Origin of the sequence: Kocuria sp. SL71 (genome assembly GCF_026672465.1) — a bacterium.
Lineage (GTDB): Bacteria > Actinomycetota > Actinomycetes > Actinomycetales > Micrococcaceae > Kocuria > Kocuria palustris.
On the sequence record NZ_JAPPRE010000001.1, the window covers coordinates 931,296 to 947,645 of the forward strand.

15 protein-coding genes and 1 pseudogene are annotated in these 16,350 nt (G+C 70.6%); 10 read left to right on the forward strand and 6 right to left on the reverse strand.

The genetic code is table 11. The annotated features are described in order from the left end of the window. Positions 1-66 precede the first annotated feature (66 nt). The 9 genes and pseudogenes from OVA15_RS04250 to OVA15_RS04290 all read left to right on the forward strand — a co-directional run bounded on the left by OVA15_RS04250 (position 67) and on the right by OVA15_RS04290 (position 8,997). Positions 67-966, forward strand: a complete 900-nt coding sequence (locus OVA15_RS04250) for a dihydrodipicolinate synthase family protein (protein WP_006213176.1) — start codon at positions 67-69, stop codon at positions 964-966. Further along, a complete protein-coding gene (locus OVA15_RS04255; RefSeq protein ID WP_268143303.1) occupies positions 963-1,970 on the forward strand; it encodes an ABC transporter ATP-binding protein in 1,008 nt (335 codons plus the stop codon). The genes OVA15_RS04250 and OVA15_RS04255 overlap by 4 nt, the downstream gene beginning before the upstream one ends. Continuing rightward, a pseudogene (locus tag OVA15_RS04260) lies at positions 1,967-2,772 on the forward strand (ABC transporter permease). The gene OVA15_RS04255 and the pseudogene OVA15_RS04260 overlap by 4 nt, the downstream one beginning before the upstream one ends. Positions 2,773-2,892: 120 nt before the next feature. Next, complete coding sequence (locus OVA15_RS04265) at positions 2,893-3,960, forward strand: COX15/CtaA family protein (protein ID WP_268143305.1); 1,068 nt, start codon at positions 2,893-2,895, stop codon at positions 3,958-3,960. A gap of 236 nt (positions 3,961-4,196) precedes the next feature. Next, positions 4,197-4,934: a helix-turn-helix transcriptional regulator gene (locus OVA15_RS04270; protein ID WP_024290443.1), complete on the forward strand. Its 738-nt coding sequence runs from the start codon at positions 4,197-4,199 to the stop codon at positions 4,932-4,934. A 79-nt stretch (positions 4,935-5,013) separates the two neighbouring features. Continuing rightward, positions 5,014-6,465, forward strand: a complete 1,452-nt coding sequence (gene sufB / locus OVA15_RS04275; RefSeq protein ID WP_024290442.1) for a Fe-S cluster assembly protein SufB — start codon at positions 5,014-5,016, stop codon at positions 6,463-6,465. Between the two features lie 97 nt (positions 6,466-6,562). Beyond that, on the forward strand, positions 6,563-7,792 hold the full coding sequence (gene sufD, locus OVA15_RS04280; protein WP_442786747.1) for a Fe-S cluster assembly protein SufD: 1,230 nt from the start codon (positions 6,563-6,565) through the stop codon (positions 7,790-7,792). A gap of 64 nt (positions 7,793-7,856) precedes the next feature. Then, entirely contained in the window at positions 7,857-8,618 is a 762-nt protein-coding gene (sufC, locus tag OVA15_RS04285; RefSeq protein ID WP_006213169.1) for a Fe-S cluster assembly ATPase SufC, read from the forward strand. Positions 8,619-8,646: 28 nt separating this feature from the next. Continuing rightward, positions 8,647-8,997, forward strand: coding sequence for a metal-sulfur cluster assembly factor (locus OVA15_RS04290; RefSeq protein ID WP_006213168.1), 351 nt, complete (start codon positions 8,647-8,649; stop codon positions 8,995-8,997). A gap of 124 nt (positions 8,998-9,121) precedes the next feature. On the opposite strand, the gene OVA15_RS13225 is transcribed toward OVA15_RS04290, so the two are convergent. The 4 genes from OVA15_RS13225 to OVA15_RS04315 are packed head-to-tail and all read right to left on the reverse strand — an operon-like array spanning position 9,122 to position 13,176. Further along, positions 9,122-10,129: a muconolactone Delta-isomerase family protein gene (locus OVA15_RS13225; protein WP_326493260.1), complete on the reverse strand. Its 1,008-nt coding sequence runs from the start codon at positions 10,127-10,129 to the stop codon at positions 9,122-9,124. Beyond that, positions 10,126-10,884, reverse strand: coding sequence for an energy-coupling factor ABC transporter ATP-binding protein (locus tag OVA15_RS04305; RefSeq protein ID WP_268143310.1), 759 nt, complete (start codon positions 10,882-10,884; stop codon positions 10,126-10,128). Before OVA15_RS04305 ends, OVA15_RS13225 begins: the two co-directional genes overlap by 4 nt. After that, a complete protein-coding gene (locus tag OVA15_RS04310; RefSeq protein WP_204781756.1) occupies positions 10,881-11,543 on the reverse strand; it encodes a biotin transporter BioY in 663 nt (220 codons plus the stop codon). The genes OVA15_RS04305 and OVA15_RS04310 overlap by 4 nt, the downstream gene beginning before the upstream one ends. A 28-nt stretch (positions 11,544-11,571) precedes the next feature. Further along, positions 11,572-13,176: an AI-2E family transporter gene (locus tag OVA15_RS04315; RefSeq protein WP_268143313.1), complete on the reverse strand. Its 1,605-nt coding sequence runs from the start codon at positions 13,174-13,176 to the stop codon at positions 11,572-11,574. A 234-nt stretch (positions 13,177-13,410) separates the two neighbouring features. On the opposite strand from OVA15_RS04315, the gene OVA15_RS04320 reads away from it, so the two are divergent. Then, positions 13,411-15,009: an ABC-F family ATP-binding cassette domain-containing protein gene (locus tag OVA15_RS04320; protein WP_024290436.1), complete on the forward strand. Its 1,599-nt coding sequence runs from the start codon at positions 13,411-13,413 to the stop codon at positions 15,007-15,009. A 58-nt stretch (positions 15,010-15,067) separates the two neighbouring features. Here OVA15_RS04320 and OVA15_RS04325 read toward each other — a convergent pair whose 3' ends face one another. Both OVA15_RS04325 and OVA15_RS04330 read right to left on the reverse strand, forming a co-directional pair. Further along, the gene (locus OVA15_RS04325; protein WP_268143315.1) at positions 15,068-16,042 is read right to left on the reverse strand and encodes an SURF1 family cytochrome oxidase biogenesis protein; all 975 of its coding nucleotides are present in this window, start codon (positions 16,040-16,042) and stop codon (positions 15,068-15,070) included. Then, on the reverse strand, positions 16,039-16,314 hold the full coding sequence (locus OVA15_RS04330; protein ID WP_268143317.1) for a hypothetical protein: 276 nt from the start codon (positions 16,312-16,314) through the stop codon (positions 16,039-16,041). Before OVA15_RS04330 ends, OVA15_RS04325 begins: the two co-directional genes overlap by 4 nt. Between the last annotated feature and the right edge of the window lie 36 nt (positions 16,315-16,350).

Consider the following 16,350-nt stretch of genomic DNA (forward strand, 5'->3'; position numbering starts at 1 on the left):
CCCGTTCCCCGGACCCGCACGGGTCGCGGCCCCATCACTCCCTCCAGAATCGAGAGCACGCTCAGGATGGACTTCTCCGGGCTGATCGCCTATCCGGTCACACCGTTCACGACCGCCGGCGCCGTGGACCTGCCTGAGCTCGCCCGCCAGGTCGAGGTCCTGGTCGGCTCGGGCGTGGACTCGATCTGCGTGCTCGGCACGGCCGGCTCCTTCGCCTATCTGAGCTCCGAGGAGCGTGCCACCGTGGTGCGCACGGCCGTCCAGGCTGCCGCGGGCTCCGGGATCCCCGTGGGAGCCGGAGTCTCCGCCATGACGACCCAGGACGTCCTGGAGCTGGCGTGGGACGCGGAGAGCGCCGGAGCGGACGGCCTGGTGCTGAACCCGCTGTCCTATGTGGCCCTGCGCTCGCCCGAGATCGCGGATCAGGTCGAGACCGTGGCCTCGTCGGTCGCGCTGCCGCTGTGCCTGGACAACAACCCCTCGACCACCGGCTTCGTCTACCCCGTGGACCTGGCCGCCGAGCTGAGCGATCTGGGCAACGTCGTGGCGTTCAAGGACACGGTCGACTCCGAGCGCGCCCTGCAGAACCGTCGCCACCTCTTCCTGGAGCTGGCCGAGCCCGGGACGAGCTTCGGGATCGCCGGGACCTCGCTGATCCTGAACTCGGCCGATGCCTCGATCGCCTGGCACACCGGCTTCGCCGCCGCACTGCCCCGGGAGTGGGTCGCGTTCCGCGCCGCCGCTGCGGCCAGGGACGTCGAGCTCGTGGACCGCTGGCGCCGGGCGTTCTCCCCGCTGATCGAGGTGCTGCGCTGGGAGCGGCCGCTGAGCTCGCTCTACGCCCTCAATGACATCTGCGGCATGCGCACCGCCCCGCCGAGGCGGCCCCTGCACCCGGTGGGCACGCCCAGCCGCGAGCGCATCCGCTCGGCCGTCCGCGATCTGCGCGCGGAGATGCAGCAGTGACGGCCGCGCTCGAGATCGAGGACCTGGTGATGGCGTTCCCGCAGCGCCGCGCGCCCAGCCGGCGACGCCGGGGGAGCCGCGACCCCGACACGGGCGTGGACACGCCTGCGCCGCGCTCGAGGCTCCGGGCCGTGGACGGCCTGAGCCTCACGGCCCGCAACGGCGAGGTCACCGCGCTGCTGGGGCCCAACGGGGCGGGCAAGACGACCACGCTCGAGTGCGCCCAGGGCCTTCGGCGGCCCACCTCCGGGACCGTCCGGCTGCTGGGCGAGCAGCCCTGGGGCGCCCGACCGGAGCTGCGCGCCCGCGCCGGCGTGATGCTGCAGGACGGCGGCCTGCCGCAGTCGGTCAGGGCAGGGGAGTACCTGCGCCACATCAGCGCGATGTACCAGGACCCGGTCCCGCAGCACGAGCTCCAGGCGCGCCTGGGCATCGGCTCCTTCGCCGGAACCCCCATCCGGCGGCTCTCCGGCGGCCAGCGCCAGCGCGTGTCGCTGGCCGCAGCGCTGGCCGGAAGGCCGGAGATCGTCTTCCTCGACGAGCCCTCGGCCGGCCTGGATCCCCAGTCGCGCGCGGTGGTCTTCGACCTGATCGACGAGCTGCGCGGCGACGGCACCGCCGTCATCCTCACCACGCACCTGCTCGACGATGCCCAGCGCCTGGCCGACCAGGTGGTCATCGTGGATGAGGGCCAGGTCCGCGCCTGCGGCTCCGTGCAGGAGCTGATCGACGGCGACGGCCGCTCCGGAGCCCTGCGCGTGGAGCTCACCGCCGCCCAGCAGCAGCGCTGGGCGCAGCATCCCCCTGAGCTCGTGCAGCGCCCGGGCCTGCAGGTCAGCGCTGAGGGAGCCCGGATCGTGATCAGCGGTGCGACGCGCCCGCAGGAGCTGGCCGAGCTGAGCCAGTGGCTCGCGGCCACCGGCGAGCTGCCCCTGTCCCTGAGCCTCCAGCCCCGCTCGCTGGAGGACGTCTTCCTGGAGCTGTCGGGGAGGCAGATCCGATGACCGAGAGGACCATCCTGTCTCGTACTGCTTCCGAGGACCCGGCCCCGTCGCGGCCGGCCCCTGCTGCCCGGCGCGTCGCCGCCCAGGCCGCTTACGAGACGCGCACCATGCTGCGCAACGGCGAGCAGCTGCTGCTGCTGATCATCCTCCCGGTCATGGCCCTGTTCGCCCTGACCTGGATGGATCTGCTCGACGGGGCGCTGCCGGCCGGTGCCGAGAGGATCGACCTGGCCGTGCCCGGGGTCCTGGCGCTGTCGGTGATCTCGAACGCGTTCTCCGGCCAGGGCATCCAGACCGGCTTCGACCGCCGCTACGGCGTGCTCCGGCAGCTGTCCACCACGCCCCTGGGCCGGTTCGGGCTCATCGCCGGCAAGCTCGGCGCCATCCTGGCGGTGCTGGCCGTGCAGACGGTGCTGATCTGCGGGATCGGTCTGGCCCTGGGCTGGCGGCCCGAGCCGCTGTCGGTGCTGGCCATGCTGCTGATCCTCGGGGTGGGCGCCGCGGTGTTCACCGGGCTGGGCCTGCTCAGGCCGGCACGCTGCGCGCTGAAGCCACGCTGGCCGTCGTCAATCTGCTGTGGGTCCTGCTGGCGGCAGCCGGCGGAACCCTGGGCCCGGCCGCAGCCCTTCCGGGTGTGCTCGGCTGGGCGGCTTCGCTGCTGCCATCGGCTGCGCTGGGGGAGTCGCTGCGCATCGTGCTGGTCGGCACCGGCCACGGCCCCCTGGTGCTGCATCTGGCGGTCCTGGCCGTATGGGGCCTGCTCAGCTGGGCGGCGACCGTCCGTCTGTTCCGCTGGAGCTGAGACTGCACACGGGCCGCCGGCTCCGGTCCGCGTGCACAGGGTGCAGGACTAGACTGGTCGGGCGCCCGGCGCTCCGGTCGCGCAAGCACTGACCCCCTTTCAGATCCTGGACGTGAGCACGTGAGCACCCCTTCCTCGGCCCCGACCGCCTCGGACCTCGGCGACGACCCGCGGGAGGCTCCGGGGCCTGGACCCGAGCCGCGCAGCGATCGAGCTCCGATCGGCTTCTTCCTGCGCGGCCAGGTCGACGGATGGGTCCGCTTCACGGCCTGGGCCTCCCTGGCGGCCAACATGCTGCTGATCCTCACCGGCGGCCTGGTCCGGCTCACCGGCTCCGGCCTCGGCTGCCCCACCTGGCCCCGGTGCACCGACGAGTCCTGGACCAACACCTCGGAGATGGGCATCCACGGGTTCATCGAGTTCGGCAACCGCACTCTGACGGGCGTGCTCATGATCGTCGCCGTGCTGGCCTTCCTGGCCGTCGTGCGCATGGCCAGCCGTCACGCGTCGCTGTTCGTGCTGACCCTGCTGCTCGGACTCGGCATCCCCGTTCAGGCTGTGGTCGGCGGCGTCACGGTGCTGACCGGTCTGAATCCGTGGATCGTGGGCATCCACTTCATGATCTCCTCCGCCATGATCGCCATGGCCGCGATGCTCGTGAATCGGACCCGGCGGCTGAGCCTGGAGCACGTGGCGCAGGCGGAGCTGGCCGGACAGTCGCCGCAGCAGCGCGGCCCGATCCGCGGGCTGCTCATCGCACTGGCCGTGTTCGCGGCGCTGAGCATCTACCTGGGCACGCTGGTCACCGGCACGGGTCCCCACGGCGGCGACGCCGGCGACGTCGTGCGGCACACCTTCGACGCCCTGGTGATCGCCCGGCTGCACGCTCTGCCCGCCTACGCCGTCGTCGCGCTGGTGCTGATCGGACTGCTCGTCGGCCGCCGGACCTGGCCCATGGCGGTGCGCCGGTCGCTGCAGCTCGTGGGACTCGTCGTGATCATGCAGGCGCTGATCGGCTTCTACCAGTTCTTCAACGGCCTGCCGATCCTGGTGGTCGCGCTGCACCTCATCGGCTCGGCCCTGTTCGTGGCCGTCGTGTCCATGGCGGTGGAGAAGGGCTTCCACGTCACCTCCGAGGCTCCCGTGCTGACGGAGGCCGAGCGCCGCGACGGGCCCGTCACCGTCTGAGGGCGCATCGAAGCCCGCACCGGTTCGGGAGGGGCCGCTGGAATCCGTCGCTGCGGAATCCAGCGGCCCCTGTGCGTTCTGCGCCTGATCGAGTCGAAGGATGAGGTTCTCATCACATCACGGTCTTTCTGAGGGTGACCTTGCTAGGAACGCGGAATGGATTTGGACATACTTGAGTTGTGTATTGGACAGGGTCCGGATCACGGACCCCCGAGACGGCGAGAGGCGGTACGAGCATGGTCCAGACGGAAGTCAGGAGCGCGCGCAGCACCGAGGACGCCGCCGAGTCCACCACCCGATCCCGGATCCTCAACGCCGTCCTGGAATCCGGACCCGTCTCCGCCAGCGAGATCGCAGCGCAGATGGGCCTCACGGCCGCTGCAGTGCGTCGTCACCTGGACGCCCTGGAGCGGGATCGGTTCATCGAGGTCACCCTGGTGCGCCGCCCCGGAGCAGGTGCGGGTCGCCCCGCCCGTCGCTACGTGGTGGCCCCCGAGGGCCACGAGCGCCTGGGCAACGACTACCTCGAGGTCGCCCACGACGCCCTGCGCACCCTGCGCGAGCTCGGGGGAGAAGAGGCCCTGCGAGGCTTCGTGCAGCGTCACCAGCACCGCATCGAGAACCGGTACCGCCCGGCCGTCGAGGCTGCAGGGGAGGACGTCGCCGATCGTCTGGACGCCCTCGTGCGCCAGATGGCCGCCGACGGCTACGCCGCCAGCTCCACCGTGGTGCAGGTCGGCTCCCAGCGCCGCGGAATGGCCTCCCTGCAGCTGTGCCAGGGGCACTGCCCCCTGCTCGAGCTGGCAGAGGACCACCCCGAGTTCTGCGAGGCGGAGACGAGGATGATCGGCTCCCTGCTGGGCGTCGACATCCGTCGGCTGTCCACGCTGGCCTCCGGGGCGCACGTGTGCAACACGCATGTGCCCCTCGAGCGCCGGGACGAGGATCCACCACGCAGCGCCGAGCGCACCTGAGACTTTCCCTCACCATCCGAACCACCGCGGTCGACCGGGCAGAGCCCGGATCGGCAGCAGACCACCAGAGGAGGCCGTCGTGACAGATGTGACACAAGCCAACGACACCACCATCTCCGACATCCTGGAGAAGAACCCCGAGCTCGAGGGCATCGGGACGTACGAGTACGGCTGGGCCGACAAGGACGTCGCGGGAGCCTCCGCGCGCCGCGGCATCGACGAGGACGTCGTGCGCGACATCTCGGCGCGCAAGAACGAGCCCGAGTGGATGCTGAACCTGCGCCTGAAGGCCCTGAAGTTCTTCCAGCGCAAGCCCATGCCCACCTGGGGCGCGGACCTGTCGGGCATCGACTTCGACAACATCAAGTACTTCGTGCGCGCCTCCGAGCAGCAGGCCGGCTCCTGGGAGGAGCTGCCCGAGGAGATCCGCGACACCTACGAGAAGCTGGGCATCCCCGAGGCCGAGCGCTCCCGCCTGGTGGCCGGCGTAGCCGCGCAGTACGAGTCCGAGGTCGTCTACCACCAGATCCGCGAGGACCTGGAGGCCCAGGGCGTCATCTTCATGGACACCGACACCGCGCTGCGCGAGCACCCGGAGTTCTTCGAGGAGTACTTCGGCACGGTCATCCCGGTGGGCGACAACAAGTTCGCCGCGCTGAACACGGCCGTGTGGTCCGGCGGGTCGTTCGTCTACGTGCCCAAGGGCGTCCACGTGGACATCCCGCTGCAGGCCTACTTCCGCATCAACACGGAGAACATGGGCCAGTTCGAGCGGACGCTGATCATCGCGGATGAGGACTCCTACGTCCACTACATCGAGGGCTGCACCGCGCCGATCTACAAGACGGACTCGCTGCACTCGGCCAACGTCGAGATCATCGTCAAGAAGAACGCCCGCGTGCGCTACACGACCATCCAGAACTGGTCGAACAACGTGTACAACCTGGTGACCAAGCGCGCCATCGCCCACGAGGGCGCCTCCATGGAGTGGGTCGACGGCAACATCGGCTCCAAGGTCACCCAGAAGTACCCGGCGGTCTACATGACCGGCGAGCACGCCCGCGGCGAGACCCTCTCGATCGCCTTCGCCGGCGAGGGCCAGCACCAGGACACCGGCTCCAAGATGGTGCACGTCGCCCCGCACACGTCGTCGTCGATCGTGTCCAAGTCGGTGGCCCGCAACGGCGGCCGCTCCGCCTACCGCGGCCTGGTCCAGGTCCGCGAGGGCGCCCACCACGCCAAGTCGAACGTGGTCTGCGACGCCCTGCTCGTGGACACCGTCTCGCGCTCGGACACGTACCCGTACGTCGACATCCGCGAGGACGACGTCTCCATGGGCCACGAGGCCACAGTCTCGCGCGTGTCCGAGGAGCAGCTGTTCTACCTCATGCAGCGCGGCCTGCCGGAGGACGAGGCCATGGCCATGATCGTGCGCGGCTTCGTGGAGCCGATCGCCCGCGAGCTGCCCATGGAGTACGCGCTCGAGCTCAACCGCCTGATCGAACTGCAGATGGAGGGATCCGTTGGCTGATAAGCCCAACACCGCCGCAGCACCCGGCACCACCACCCCCGAGGAGGATGTGGTCAACGGCGTGCGCACCGATGAGGCGCGCATCGCCATCCCCGGGATGACCCAGGAGGGCGAGAAGCTCGCCACCGCCATGGTCGAGTCCGAGGAGGAGGCCATGGGGGTCTCCGCCTCGCAGGAGGACGGCAAGGTCAAGGGCACCAAGATCGCCGGCACCTCGCGCGCCGATCGGCAGGCGTCCTACGACCTCGCGGACTTCCCGGAGCTGACCGGGCGCGAGGAGGACTTCCGGTTCACCCCGCTCAAGCGCCTCAAGGGACTGCACACGGATGAGCTGACGGGGCCCGCCCCGGCGGTGACCGTGTCCGGCTCCGATCGCGTGCGCGTCGAGACCGTGGGCCGCGACGACGCCCGCGTGGGCTCGGCCGGCATCCCCGAGGACCGCCTCTCGGCCAGCGCCTGGGCCGCCTTCCAGGAGGCCACCGTGGTGACGGTCCCGGCCGAGGCCGAGATCGACGGCACCGTGATGATCGAGATCGAGGGCACCAGCCCCGATCCGGCCGCCTCCCACCTGGTCGTGGTCGCCGAGCAGTTCTCGAAGGCGCGCATCGTGCTGCGCCACCACGGCTCGGCCGTGGTCTCGCAGAACGTCGAGTTCTCGATCGCCGATTCGGCGAACATCACCGTGGTCTCCCTGCAGGAGTGGGAGGACGAGGGCACCGTGCACGCCTCGGCGCAGCACGTCTCGCTCGGCCGCGACTCGCGCTTCAAGCACGTGGTCGTCTCCCTGGGCGGGGACACCGTGCGAGTGACTCCGTCGGTGCGCTTCCGCGCCCCGGGTGCCGACGTCGAGATGTACGGGCTGACCTTCGTGGACGACGGCCAGCACCTCGAGTCGCGGCTGTTCGTGGACCACTCGCAGCCCAACTGCCGCTCGCGCGTGACCTACAAGTCCGCGCTGCAGGGCGAGGGCGCCCACGGGGTGTGGGTCGGCGACGTCCTGATCCGCCCGGCCGCCGAGGCCACCGACACCTACGAGCTCAACCGGAACCTGATCCTCAACGACGGGCCCCGGATGGACTCGATCCCCAACTTGGAGATCGAGACCGGAGTGATCGCCGGTGCCGGCCACGCCTCCACCACGGGCCAGCTGGATGCGGAGCACCTCTACTACCTCATGTCGCGAGGCATCAGCGAGCGCGATGCCCGCGCCCTGGTGGTGCGCGGCTTCCTCTTCGAGATCCTGCAGCAGATCGAGGACGAGAGCATCGAGGAGCGCCTGCGCGAGATCGTCGAGGCCGAGCTGGCCAACGTCGAGCGCGGCGCCTGAGGCCCCGCCACCGAAGCACCTGCCGATCACGGCACCCACACCTTCACCATTTCAGGAGAGACTTTTGAGCACTCTGGAGATCAAGGACCTGCACGCATCGGTCCTGCTCGACGACGAGAACAGCAAGCAGATCCTCAAGGGCGTGAACCTCACCATCAACTCGGATGAGGTCCACGCGATCATGGGGCCCAACGGCTCCGGCAAGTCCACGCTGGCCTCGACCATCGCGGGCCACCCCAAGTTCCGCGTGGACTCGGGCGACATCCTGCTGGACGGCGAGTCCGTCCTGGAGATGTCCGTGGACGAGCGGGCGCGGGCCGGGCTCTTCCTGGCCATGCAGTACCCGGTCGAGATCCCGGGCGTGACCACCTCCAACTTCCTGCGCTCGGCCAAGACCGCCGTCGACGGCGAGGCCCCCGCTCTGCGGACCTGGACCAAGGACGTCAAGGAGGCCGTCGCTCAGCTGAAGATGGATCCGCAGATGATCCAGCGCAACGTGAACGAGGGCTTCTCCGGCGGCGAGAAGAAGCGCATGGAGATCATGCAGCTCGAGCTGCTCAAGCCCAAGATGGCGCTGCTGGACGAGACCGACTCCGGCCTGGACATCGATGCCCTCAAGGTCGTGTCCGAGGGCGTGAACCGCGCCAAGGCCGCCAACGGCATGGGCGTCATGCTCATCACCCACTACACCCGCATCCTGCGCTACATCGCTCCCGATCACGTGCACGTCTTCGCCGACGGCCGCGTGGTGGAGCAGGGAGGTCCGGAGCTGGCCGAGCAGCTCGAGGCCGAGGGCTACGACAAGTACGTCGCGGCCGCCAAGTGACCGGCTGAACCCGGACGAGGAGGACACCATGACCGAAACGACCGCCGACGCGGGCCAGGTCCCCGCGGGCGCGCCGCAGATCTCCGAGGTCGAGGACGCGCTGAAGAACGTCATCGATCCCGAGCTCGGCGTGAACATCGTCGATCTGGGCCTGCTCTACGGCGCCTCCTACATGGAGGACGGGGCCCTCAAGCTCGACATGACGCTGACCACGGCGGCCTGCCCGCTGCAGGACGTCATCGAGGAGCAGGTCGAGCAGAACCTCGGCCCGCTCGTCGACGAGTGGCACGTCAACTGGGTCTGGATGCCGCCGTGGGGCATGGAGCGCATCACCGAGGACGGCCGCGACCAGATGCGGGCCCTGGGCTTCAACATCTGACCCGCCTGCGGCGCACGACGGCGCCCGGTCGCGCAGCTGATCAGCTGCGCGACCGGGCGCTGTCGTCGTGTGTGCGGGCCCCATCGGGGCTGCGCGGGCCCGACGGCCCCGCGTCAGCGCTCGATCAGCGGATCGAGTTCGGGTGCTGGCACAGGGGAGTGGTCTCGATCGTCATGTACGGGTACATGGGGAAGCCCGAGAGGATCTCGTGCAGTCGCTGGTTGGACTCGACCTCGAAGATCGACACGTTGGCGTACTGCCCGACCACGCGGTAGATGGCCTCCAACTCACCGGCCTCCTGCAGCCCCTGGGAGTACTCCTTCTCCTGGGCCTGCTTCTGGGCCACCTCCTCGGCGGACATGGACTCGGGGAACTGGATCTGCATGCGGCAGAGGAACTTCACGATCGACTCTCCTGATCTCGGGTGCTGGTTCACGGCCACTCTAACGACCGTGGGACGGGTCACGGCCGAGGCGAGTCCAGTCCGCGGGCAGCCAGTGCCTCGCCGGTGCGCTGCCCGTGGGCCACGGCGGAGATCACCAGGGGAGCGGCGAGCCCGGCGGGGCCGAGCCGGGCACCGCGCGCCGGCGGCATCGCGGAGGTCGTCGAGCACGCCGGTCAGGAACGGGATCGAGCGCAGCATGATCTGGATCGCCAGCCCGATCCGCTCCGGATCCGCCCCCATCAGCCGCAGCGGGGACAGCAGCCGCACGAGCCCGTCGAGCAGCTCGGGCAGGGGCGTGGTCTCCAGCAGGACCCGGGTGGCCAGCAGCGCGGTCACGACCGTGAGCAGCACCTCGGCGGCCATGGCGGGATCGCGGCGCAGCAGCAGGTGATAGGCCGCCAGCAGACCCAGGATCCACGAGGCGGGACGGAGACTGTGCCACCAGGCGCGCGGACCTATGCGTGCGGCGGCTGCCGCGAGCAGGACCAGCAGCAGGCACCCGGCGGGCACCGCCCAGGAGGTCTCGGGCGCCTCGATGCCGAGCCGTCGCAGCAGCCATGGGAAGGGCAGCATCAGCAGCACCGAGATCACCGCCACGCCGGAGGCCTTGAGCGCCAGAGGGGCGCGGTGGACCGGGGTGTCGGCCGGGCGGTGGAAGCCGAAGAGCCTGCGGCGCGAACGGCTCACGGAGCGGTCCCGGGGCCCGGCGGAGCGGTGGGGAAGCCCTCGCGGCAGCAGCGCCGGTAGCGGTCGATGACCTCCTCGGCGGGGCCGTCATCCAGCAGGAGGCCGTCGTGGATGAGCAGCGCCCGCTGGGCCGTGGCGGCCAGCTCCAGGTCGTGCGTGGAGATGATCTGCTGCTGGGGCAGGGCGTCGAGGCGCTCGAGCAGGTCATCGCGGTGGCGCAGGTCCAGCAGCGTGGTGGGCTCATCGAGGGCCAGCACCCTGGGCTGCACGGCCAGCACCGCCGTCAGGGCCACGAGCTGGCGCTCACCGCCGGAGAGGTCGTGGATCGACTGATGGCGCTGCCGGGACAGGCCCGCCTCCTCGAGCAGCCGCCCGGCGATCTCGGCCCGTCGTCCGGAGGGCTCGCCCGCGACCCGGAGGGAGAGCTCGACGTCCTCCTGGGCCGTAGGCATCAGCAGCTGGGCGGCAGGATCCGAGAACAGGAACCCGACGGCGCGACGGGCCGCGCGGACGTCGTGCACCGCGTCCGTCCCGTGGACGCGGGCCGAACCCGAGGAGACCTCGGCCAGGCCGTTGAGCACGCGCAGCAGCGTGGACTTGCCGGAGCCGTTGAGCCCGATCACCGCGATCCGGCGCTCGTGCAGCTCGACGCTCAGCGGCCCGAGCAGGCGAACGGGCTCGCTGCTGCTCGGCGGGCCGGGGACCTCGACGACGATCTCGCGCAGCTCGATTCCGCGGTGCTGCCCGCCGCTCACGACCGTGCGGCCAGCCGGGGGAAGGCGCGGTGCACGGCGGCGGCGATCATCGCCGCCAGCACGAGCTTGAGCAGATCGCCGGGCCAGTAGAGCAGATCTGCCAGGAAGGCATCGCGCAGGGTGAGTCCGCCGTTGAGCATCATTCCGGGGATGCCGAAGACGCGGGTGATCAAGAAGCCGCCGAGCAGCGCAGCGCTGATCAGCCCGAGGAGCACACGCCCTCGTGAGACGCCGCGGCGCAGGACGGCGTAGGCCAAGAACCCTACGCAGGCGGCGGCGATCGGGAACGCAATGATGTAGCCGGCCGAGGGGCCGGCGAGGACCGCCGGCCCGCCGCGGAAGCCGGAGAAGATCGGCAGCCCGACGAGACCCACCACCACATAGAGCGCGACGGCCAGGAAGCCCCGGCGGCCGCCCAGCACCAGTCCGGTGAGGTACACGGCCAGCGTCTGCAGCGTGATCGGCACGGCCAGGGGGCCCACGGGGATCGCGGGTAGGACGGCGCACACGGCCACGAAGGCCGCGAAGACAGCGATCAGGCCGAGGTCCGTGCCCGCGCTGCGACCGGAGGCGGAATGCTTCCGTGCGGCGGCAGGAGCGGTCTGTGCGGAGTCGGCGGAATCCTGAGGACGGGAGGATGCTGACGATGATGAAGGCATGGCACAAGGATAAGGGAGGGTTCGGATATCAATCGGCAGCAGGGCGCCGGTCGTGGCAAGAGTCCGCGGTCTCGCCCTCGTCGGGACCGCTGCTCGACCGGCCGCCCGCGCCTGCGGTCTCGCCCCACGGCGCGGGACGACCGAGATCGCCGATCTCCTCGGAGCGCGGCTCGGCCCGGGGTGTGCCGCCGTCGGGCTGGTGCACAGGCCACTCGGCCACGGGATCCCGCAGCGGTTGGGTCGGCGGATGCGCGGCCGGCAGCAGCTGACCGGTGGCGGCATCGGTCGCGGTCGCGCCACGGGAGGCATGGCGGGCAGGCTGCAGCCGCATGGCCTGATAGCGCCAGCGCTCGGCCAGCGAGGCTCGGCGCGCCGCAGAGGTGGCTGGATCGACGGGATCTGCTCCCAGCACGGGGTCGTCGCCGGACTGGTAGCGATCCGACCAGATCTGGATCACCGACCAGGCCACCGCGGTCACGGGCGTGGCCAGGATGGTGCCCACGATCCCGCCGACCAGCCCGCCGATCGTCAGCGCCGTGAGCACGATCAGCGGGTGCAGGCTCAGGGACTTGCCCACGATCAGGGGCTGGAGGAGGTTGCCGTCGACGTTGTTGACGATGATGGTCAGCGCCGCGACCGCCAGCGCCGAGGGGAGCCCCAGCGTCACCAGCGCCACGATGGCCGCGAAGAAGCCCGAGAAGAACGGGCCCACGATCGGGATGAAGGCGGACAGGAAGCACAGCACCGCCAGCGGCAGCGCCAGCGGGACGCCGATCGCCCACAGTCCGAGACCGATCAGGGTGGCGTCGACGGTGGCCACGATGACGATGCCCCGGACGTATCCGCCCAGGACCTCGGCCGTGCGATCACCTGTCTCGGCCATGCGGGCGCGGACCCCGCCGTGGAACCAGCGCAGCAGGAAGTTCCACATCCGGGGGCCGTCCTTCAGGAAGAAGAACAGCATGACCAGCGAGAGGATCGTGCCCGTGAGGACGCTGCCGGCGGTTCCGAAGCTCGAGAACAGAGTCGAGACGACCGCCTGCGACGAGAGCATGGACCCGGCGGAGGACGTCAGGTCGGAGAGCATCTGGGAGTCGATCGGCACGGAGGGGTCCGTGAGCACGCCCTCGATGTCATCGACCCCCTGGGCGAACTGCTGGGACAGCGTGTCCCATTCGGCCGTGACCGTGGCGGCGACCGCGGCGACGATGCCCGAGACCACCACGATCAGCGCCACGAACACGATCGCGGAACCGGCCCAGCGCGGCAGGCCGCGGCGCACCAGGGCGTTGACCAGCGGCCCGACCGTGGTCGCCAGGATCAGGGCGACGAGCGCCGCGATGACCGCCAGCTGGACGATGATCATCACCCAGACGAGGGCTGCCGCCAGGATGCCAAGGATCAGGATCTGCGCGGCGCGCCCTGCGGCACGGCCCATCGCATCGCGCCAGACGCCGCCGCCGGCATCCAGCTGCTCCGGCGGCTGCGCGGGCCCCGGGGCATCCGAGTGCTGGTGCAGCACGGGCTCCGCCGCGGCGATGTGCGAGCCGCCGGACGACGCCCCTCCGCGCCGGGGCGAGCGATCGGGGTCGCCCGTGGACGCGGTGCCGGCCGGGGTCGGGTCACTGGTCATCGGGTTCGCCTTCGATCGGGATCTCATCTGTCGCCTCCATGGCGGGGGCACAGCCTCCGGTCGAGTCTAGGCCTGCGGGGAGGCGCCCCGACCGGGCGCGGGGGCGCGTCGCCGGTCCGGTCGATCCGGGCAGCGGTGTCCCAGCTGACAGCGCCGGGGAATGCTCCCGGCTAGACTGCATCGGTTCCGCCGTCCGCCGACGGCGGCCGCCCCCGTCGAAAGGCCGTGCCTGAAGTGATCACCGTGTCGAACCTCGAACTGCGAGCCGGAGCCCGGCTGCTGATGGACGACGTGGACTTCCGGGTGCAGAAGGGCGACAAGGTCGGCCTGGTCGGGCGCAACGGCGCCGGCAAGACGACCATGACCCGCGTGCTGGCCGGCGAGGGCATCCCGGCCGGAGGCACCGTGACCCGCAGCGGCACGATCGGCTACCTGCCGCAGGACCCCAAGGTCGAGGACATGGAGCAGCTGGCCCGCGACCGGATCTTCTCCGCGCGCGGCCTTGCGGAGGTCATCGCCCGCATGCGCACAGCCGAGGAGGAGATGGCCTCCGAGGACGAGACCGTGCGGGACCGGGCCATGAAGCGCTACCCCCGCCTGGAGACCGAGTTCCAGGCTGGCGGCGGCTACGCGGCCGAGTCCGAGGCCGCCACGATCACCGCGAACCTGGACCTTCCGGACCGCGTGCTCAACCAGCCGCTGCGCACGCTCTCGGGTGGTCAGCGCCGACGCGTGGAGCTGGCCCGCATCCTGTTCTCGGATGCCGACACGATGCTGCTCGACGAGCCCACCAACCACCTCGACGCCGATTCGGTGGCCTGGCTGCGCGAGTTCCTGCGCAGCTACTCCGGCGGCGTCCTGGTGATCTCCCACGACGTCGAGCTCATGGAGATGGTGGTCAACAAGGTCCTCTACCTCGACGCCAACCGGGCGGTCGTGGATGTCTACAACATGGACTGGAAGCGCTACAAGGCCCAGCGCGAGCAGGACGAGCACCGCCGCAAGCGGGAGTACGCCAACGCGGAGAAGAAGGCCACGGCACTGAAGGCCCAGGGCGAGAAGATGCGCGCCAAGGCGACCAAGGCCGTGGCGGCGCAGCAGATGCTCAAGCGCGCCGAGCGGCTGATGGCCTCCGTGGAGGGCGAGCGCGTCCAGGACAAGGTCGCCGCGATCCGCTTCCCGGCACCGGCGCCCTGCGGCAAGACCCCTCTGCGGGCCTCCGGGCTGTCCAAGTCCTACGGCTCGCTCGAGATCTTCAACGACGTCGACCTGGCCATCGACCGCGGCTCGCGCGTGGTGATCCTGGGCCTCAACGGCGCGGGCAAGACCACGCTGCTGCGCATGCTGGCCGGCGTGGCCGAGCCGGACTTCGGGCAGGTCGAGCCCGGCCACGGCCTGAAGCTCGGCTACTTCGCCCAGGAGCACGACACCCTGGATCAGGACCGCACGGTCCTGCAGAACATGAAGACGGCGGCCCCGGAGCTCACCGACACCCAGGCACGCACCGTGCTCGGCTCGTTCCTGTTCCAGGGCGATGACGTCGACAAGCCCGCCGGCGTGCTCTCCGGCGGTGAGAAGACCCGGCTGGCCCTGGCCACTCTGGTGGCCTCCTCGGCCAACGTGCTGCTGCTCGATGAGCCCACCAACAACCTGGATCCTGCCTCCCGCGAGGAGATCCTGGCCGCGCTGCGCCGCTACGAGGGCGCCGTCGTCCTGGTCTCCCACGACGAGGGAGCGGTGGAGGCGCTGAACCCTGAGCGCGTGGTCATGCTGCCGGACGGCATCGAGGACCACTGGTCGCAGGAGTACCAGGACCTCATCTCGCTGGCCTGAGCCTCGCGGTCCCGGCTCCAGGGCACTGCGGGAGCCGGGCAGCCGCTGCGAGCGAGCCTCAGCGCACGTCCAGGGCGGCATCCTCCTCGGCGGCGTCCTGCACCCCGAAGCGCTTGCGGCGCTTGGGCCGGGTCAGATCGCGCAGATGCGCCGGCATGTCGTCGACCATCTCGAGCTGGCGCATGAGGTCCTCCTCGGTGCGTCCGTCGCCGATGCCGATGAAGCGGCCCTCGGCGTCGTAGTACTGGGCCAGCTCGGTCTCGATCCGGGCGGCGTAGTCGCGGTCCCAGGCGTCGTTGCGGACCTTCTGGCGCGCCGAGTAGCCGTACGCCACGAAGGCCAGCAGCGCGAAGGCCGACCACTGCATCGAGTACGACAGCTGCGGCCCGTAGTCCAGGTCCGGCTCGGCGAATCCGGTCGGCCGCGTCTGCCCGGCAGGGTCCTCCGCCATCATCTGCCCGTAGGCCTGGTCCACGAGATCCGCGCCGGAAACCTCCTCCACGTCCGGCAGGTGGATCGAGGCGACCTGGCCCTCGGGAGCGGTGCGCTCGGGCGTGCCCTCCGAGGGCTGCACGCGGGCGGTGACCTCGACCTGGCCGGCGGGAGCCTCCGGGACCTCGGAGGGGCTGCCGTCGCCGGTCTCGGATGTGGGGATCCAGCCGCGGCTGATCAGCACGACGGCACCCTGCTGCGTGCGCAGCGGCACCAGGACCTCGTAGCCGATCTGCCCCTCGGAGGTCCGGTTGCGAGCCAGGACGGTGTCCTCCGTGAGGTACTCCCCGCGCAGCTGCACCGGATGCCACTGCTGGGAGCCGTCGTAGTCCTCGAAGGCGGACAAGGCCTCCTGGCCGGTGAGGGGATCGGCGTCGTAGTTGTCGATGATCAGCTGGTTGCTGTGATCGATCTGCTCGGCGCGGTCGTACTGCCAGTTGCCCAGGTACAGGCACAGGGCCGCGCCCAGGCAGCACACGAGGAACCAGCCGATCCAGCGCCCGGAGAGCAGGAACGAGTAGGTCTGCAGGAACCGCCTCATGCCTGCGCCTCTGACAGCGGACGGATCTCGAGCAGGAAGCCGCGAGCGTCCAGGAACTCGCCGAGGTGCTGCCGGTGCTCCTGGCAGGCCACCCAGCGCTTGCGCCGCTGAGGGGCGTGGACGCGAGGATTGTTCCACTCGAGCACCCACACGGCGGCCTGACGGCAGCCGCGGCGCGAGCACTGAGGGGCCGCGCCGTCCTGATCCGCCGAAGCGGCCTCCCGGGGCTCCCGGGGGCCGTCGGACAGCGAGCCGAGCAGATCGAAGGACATGGGGGAGAGGACTCCTGGTGGTCTGGTGAAGTGGTT